This is a genomic window from Armatimonas sp., assembly GCF_031410135.1.
GTDB lineage: Bacteria > Armatimonadota > Armatimonadia > Armatimonadales > Armatimonadaceae > Armatimonas.
On sequence record NZ_JANNYP010000259.1, the window covers coordinates 1 to 4,704 of the forward strand.

The following is a 4,704-nucleotide window of genomic DNA, read 5'->3' on the forward strand; positions in this document are numbered from 1 at the left end:
TTTCTGGGTGGGGTGCTCCGGGGCGTTTGAGCCACGCGCCCAGAAAACCGTCCAGGCCATCGCCGAGCTTCTTACATCGGCAGGCGTGAAGTTTACGGTTCTTGGCCCGAAAGAGCGCTGCACGGGGGATGCCGCCCGGCGCATCGGGGATGAGTTTCTCTTCCAGCAGCTCGCCGAGACCAATATCGCCACTCTGGAGGCAGTCAAGGCCAAGCGCATCGTCACCCAGTGCCCTCACTGCCTGCACACACTCAAGAACGAGTACGGGCAGTTCGGTGGTAACTACGATGTTCTTCACCACACACAGTTTCTCGCGGAGCTAATCGAGAGCGGTCGTCTGAAACTAGATAACCCGCTGGACACTTCCGTCACGTACCACGACCCGTGTTTTCTGGCGCGGGTGAACGGCGAGACCGAGGCGCCGCGCAAGACCCTCCGTGCGGCACTGAAACTGCCCATGCTGGAGCCGGAGCGCAACAAAGACAAGACTTTCTGCTGTGGTGCCGGTGGAGGCAGGATGTGGATGGAAGAGCCACCAAGCCAGCGTCCCGGACGAAACCGTGCCGAAGAGCTGATCGCAACGGGTGCGGAGACGATTGCCGTGGGGTGCCCATTCTGTAAAGTCATGGTCGGCGACTCCGTGGCGGCTGTCGGCGGGGAAGCCCCTCCCGAGATCGTGGATATTGCGGAGCTTCTCGTCCGCGCAAACAAGAAAAAGGAATTGGAAAATGAGTAACCTGGCATCGCTGTCGGGCGGTGCGTTTCTCGTAAACGATGCCACCCCTGAGAGCATTTTTAGCCCCGAGGACTTTACTGCGGAGGCTAGGCTGATGGGCCGCGCCGCCGAGGACTTTCTCAAAAAAGAAGTCCTACCGCATGTCGAGCGAATCGAAGCCCATGATATAGATCTCATGGCAGCTCTGATGCACAAGGCCGGGGATGCTGGCCTGCTTGGTGCGGAAGTGCCGGAAGCCTACGGTGGCTTTGGTTTGGACAACCGCACGGGGGCCTTGATCGCCGAGAAGCTCAACTGGCAGCAGTCGTTTGCGCTCTCCCACGAGGCGCACACCGTGATCGCCACGCTGCCGCTGATGTTCTTTGGGAGCCACGCGCTCAAGAGTAAGTACCTCCCCAAGCTCGCTAGCGGGGAGTGGATCGGCTCCTTTGCCCTCTCCGAGACCGGCTCCGGCTCCGATGCACTCGGGGCACAGACCCGCGCCGATCTCTCCGAAGATGGCAAGTACTGGACACTCAACGGCACGAAGATGTGGATCACCAACACGGCGTTTGCGCAAATTTTCTCGGTCTTTGCCAAGGTGGACGGCGACAAGTTTTCGTGTTTTATGGTCGAGCGCGACACGCCAGGGGTCAGCTTTGGCAAAGAAGAGCACAAGCTCGGCATGAAGGGGACATCCACGCGCCAGGTGATTCTTGAGAATGTCCAGGTTCCTTATGATAATCTCGTTGGTGAGGTGGGAAAAGGCCACTACGCCGCGTTCTGTGCACTCAATATGGGCCGCTTTAAGCTAGAGGCAGGAGCCGTCGGGGGAATCAAAGAGACCCTGGCTGTCTGCGCGACCTATGCCAACCAGCGCAAGCAGTTCAACCGTAGTATTGGTAGCTTCGGGATGATCCAGGCCAAGCTGGGCTCGATGTGCGCCCGGCTCTTTGCGCTGGAGTCGGCGGTCTACCGACTCGCAGGCGAGCTGGACTCGGTATTTGAGGGAATTGATGCCACTGCCGACGATGCCGCGAAGCACTACCATCACGCCGCCGAGGAGTACGCCATTGAGTGCAGTATTGTCAAAGTGATCGGCAGCGAGCTCTACTCCTGGGCCACCGACGAGGCCATCCAGATCCATGGTGGCTACGGCTACACCGAGGAGTTCCCCGTGGCGCGTGCCTGGCGCGACCAGCGCCTGCTGAGAATCGGGGAGGGAGCCAATGAGATCGTGCGGCCCATTATCATCAATACACTCCTGCGCCGCGCCAAACAAGGCCGCCTGAGCCTCGACGCCCAAGACGTAAATTGCGGCTTGAAACGCACCGGCCTACGCTTGCTCCACTTGCTGACCGAGCACTTTGGAGCGAGCCTGTCTGAGGAACAAGAAGCATTGGGAGCCGTCTCGGATATTATCTCTTCCGCCTACTGCCACGAAAGTATGGCGCTACGAGTCTCGAAGCTCAAAGGCGCGGCGCAGGAAACCGCAAGGCTCTGTACCGCACTCTATTTGCATGAGTCTCAGACAGCGGGAGTTGCTTTGGCACAGCAAGTTCTCACCCGCTGTCACGCCGACCAGGCAAGCACCATGAGCCTTTTAGCCGAGCTTTCTCCAAGCTCCGGTACCGATGCGATTGACCTACGCCGACAGCTCGCGGCCACGGTTCTCGCGGGGGAGAGATATCCATTTTGACGGAGATCTTAGAAACCAATCTGGATCCCAATGCGCCCTCGGGCCGGGAGAATGCCGAGCACAACCGAGCACTTGCCGCGGAGCTAAGAGCGCGGCTGGCGACAGCTCGTTTAGGCGGTGGTACCGAGTCGGTGGCAAAGCACCATGCCCGAAAGAAGAAGCTCCCACGCGAGCGCATAGACGCCTTGCTCGACCCTGGTGCGCCGTTTCTGGAGTTCTCGACCCTGGCGGCCAATGGAATCTACGGTGACCAGGCTCCGGGCGCGGGGCTGGTCACGGGAATCGGGACAATCCACGGGCGACCTTGCGCGATTGTCGCCAATGATGCCACGGTAAAAGGCGGGACGTATTTCCCGATGACCGTGAAGAAGCACCTGCGCCTGCAAGAGATTGCACAAGAGAATCGCCTGCCCTGTCTGTACTTGGTGGACTCAGGCGGTGCCTATCTCCCGCTCCAGGCAGAGGTTTTCCCGGATAAAGAGCACTTCGGGCGGATTTTCTACAACCAGGCACGGATGAGCGCACTGGGAATCCCCCAGCTTGCGGCGGTGCTGGGAAGCTGTACGGCAGGCGGAGCTTATGTCCCCGCGATGAGTGACCAGACCGTGATTGTGAAGGGCAATGGGACAATTTTTCTTGCGGGACCGCCGCTGGTGAAGGCGGCGACGGGTGAGGAAGTGACGGCGGAGGCACTGGGTGGCGGCGATGTCCACACGCGGCTCTCCGGGGTTGCTGACTATCTCGCCGAGAATGAGGAAGATGCCTTGGCGATCTTGCGGGATGCCGTCGCGCACCTACCGCAGAAGCCGATTGCACCGCCGCAAGTGTCCGAAGAGCCGCTCTATCCTGCGGACGAGCTCTACAGCCTGCTTCCTAAAGACCTGCGCCAGCCCTTTGAGATTCGTGAGGTGATCGCCCGGCTGGTAGATGGCTCGAAGTTCCATGAGTTCAAACCGCTCTACGGTCAGACTCTGATCTGTGGTTTTGCGCACTGGGAGGGCTGGCCGGTCGGGATTATTGCCAACAACGGTGTGCTGTTCTCAGAGTCCGCACTCAAAGGCGCACAGTTTATCGAGCTCTGCTGTCAGCGCAATATTCCGCTGGTTTTCTTGCAAAATATCACTGGCTTTATGGTGGGTAGCCGCTACGAGCACGAAGGAATCGCCAAGCACGGGGCAAAGCTGGTAATGGCCGTGAGTTGCGCAGAAGTTCCGAAGTTCACGGTGATTGTGGGCGGCTCGTTTGGGGCAGGAAACTACGGGATGTGTGGTCGTGCCTTTGGCCCGCGTCAGCTCTGGATGTGGCCGAATGCCCGAATCTCCGTGATGGGCGGCCCACAGGCGGCGTCTGTGCTCAAGACCGTGAAGGGCGATGCGATGAGCAGTGACGAAGAAGCGGAGACGATTGCAATGTATGAGCGCGAGGGCAGCCCGTACTACGCCACGGCACGCCTCTGGGACGATGGCATCCTCGACCCGATCCACACGCGCCGCGCCATCGGTTTAGGGCTTGCCGCCGCGCAGTACGCGCCGCAAGTTCCCACCCGCTTCGGCGTCTTCAGGATGTAAGCTATGAGCGATCGGATTATCGAGATGAAGCGTTTATTGATTGCCAACCGGGGCGAGATTGCGGTGCGGATCATCCGGGCTTGTCGAGAGCGGGGAATCTCGACCGTCGCGGTCTACTCCGACGCCGATAGAGATGCACCCCACGTGGCACTTGCCGATCTTTCGGTCTGCCTTGGCCCCGGCCCAGCGACGGAGAGCTATCTCCGTGCCGCTGCTATTTTGGACATTGCCAAGGCGCATGGAGCGGATGCGATTCACCCAGGCTACGGTTTTCTGTCAGAGAACGCGGTCTTTGCGGATGCCTGCGCGGCAGCGGGGATTGTCTTTGTGGGGCCGCCGGGTGCGGTAATTCGGGCGCTGGGGGATAAGATCGGGGCCAAGCGGACAATGGCCGCCGCTGGGGTTCCCGTCGTGCCAGGCTACAACGGCGACAACCAAGACGACACGGTGCTACGTGACGAGGCAGAGAAGATCGGCACGCCGCTACTGATCAAGGCCAGTGCAGGCGGCGGTGGGCGCGGGATGCGTCGTGTGGACGACTTGGCTGACTTCCTTCCCCAGCTCTCTGAAGCGCGTCGGGAAGCCCTTGCCGCCTTTGGTGACGACCGGGTCTTGCTGGAGCGCTATGTTTTAAAGCCGCGCCATGTCGAGTTCCAGCTCTTTGGTGATACCCATGGCAATGTCGTGCATCTCTTCGAGCGTGAGTGCTCGATCCAGCGCCG

At 60.2% G+C, this 4,704-nt stretch carries 4 protein-coding genes; all 4 read left to right on the plus strand.

The features are described 5' to 3' along the window. Nucleotides 1–736 (plus strand): (Fe-S)-binding protein (locus RMO15_RS09705; protein WP_309711259.1); only part of this gene is annotated, 736 nt, incomplete at its 5' end. Beyond that, nucleotides 729–2,414, plus strand: coding sequence for an acyl-CoA dehydrogenase family protein (locus RMO15_RS09710; RefSeq protein ID WP_309711262.1), 1,686 nt, complete (start codon nucleotides 729–731; stop codon nucleotides 2,412–2,414). The genes RMO15_RS09705 and RMO15_RS09710, both read left to right, overlap by 8 nt. Next, entirely contained in the window at nucleotides 2,408–3,982 is a 1,575-nt protein-coding gene (locus tag RMO15_RS09715) for a carboxyl transferase domain-containing protein (protein WP_369016096.1), read from the plus strand. The genes RMO15_RS09710 and RMO15_RS09715 overlap by 7 nt, the downstream gene beginning before the upstream one ends. A gap of 3 nt (nucleotides 3,983–3,985) precedes the next feature. Next, the coding region (locus RMO15_RS09720) for a biotin carboxylase N-terminal domain-containing protein (protein ID WP_309711266.1) at nucleotides 3,986–4,704 on the plus strand (719 nt) is incomplete at its 3' end.

Coding starts and splice junctions, on each gene's coding strand:
- RMO15_RS09710 (WP_309711262.1), top strand. CDS start 729: ATGAGTAACCTGGCATCGCTGTCGGGCGGTGCGTTTCTCGTAAACGAT.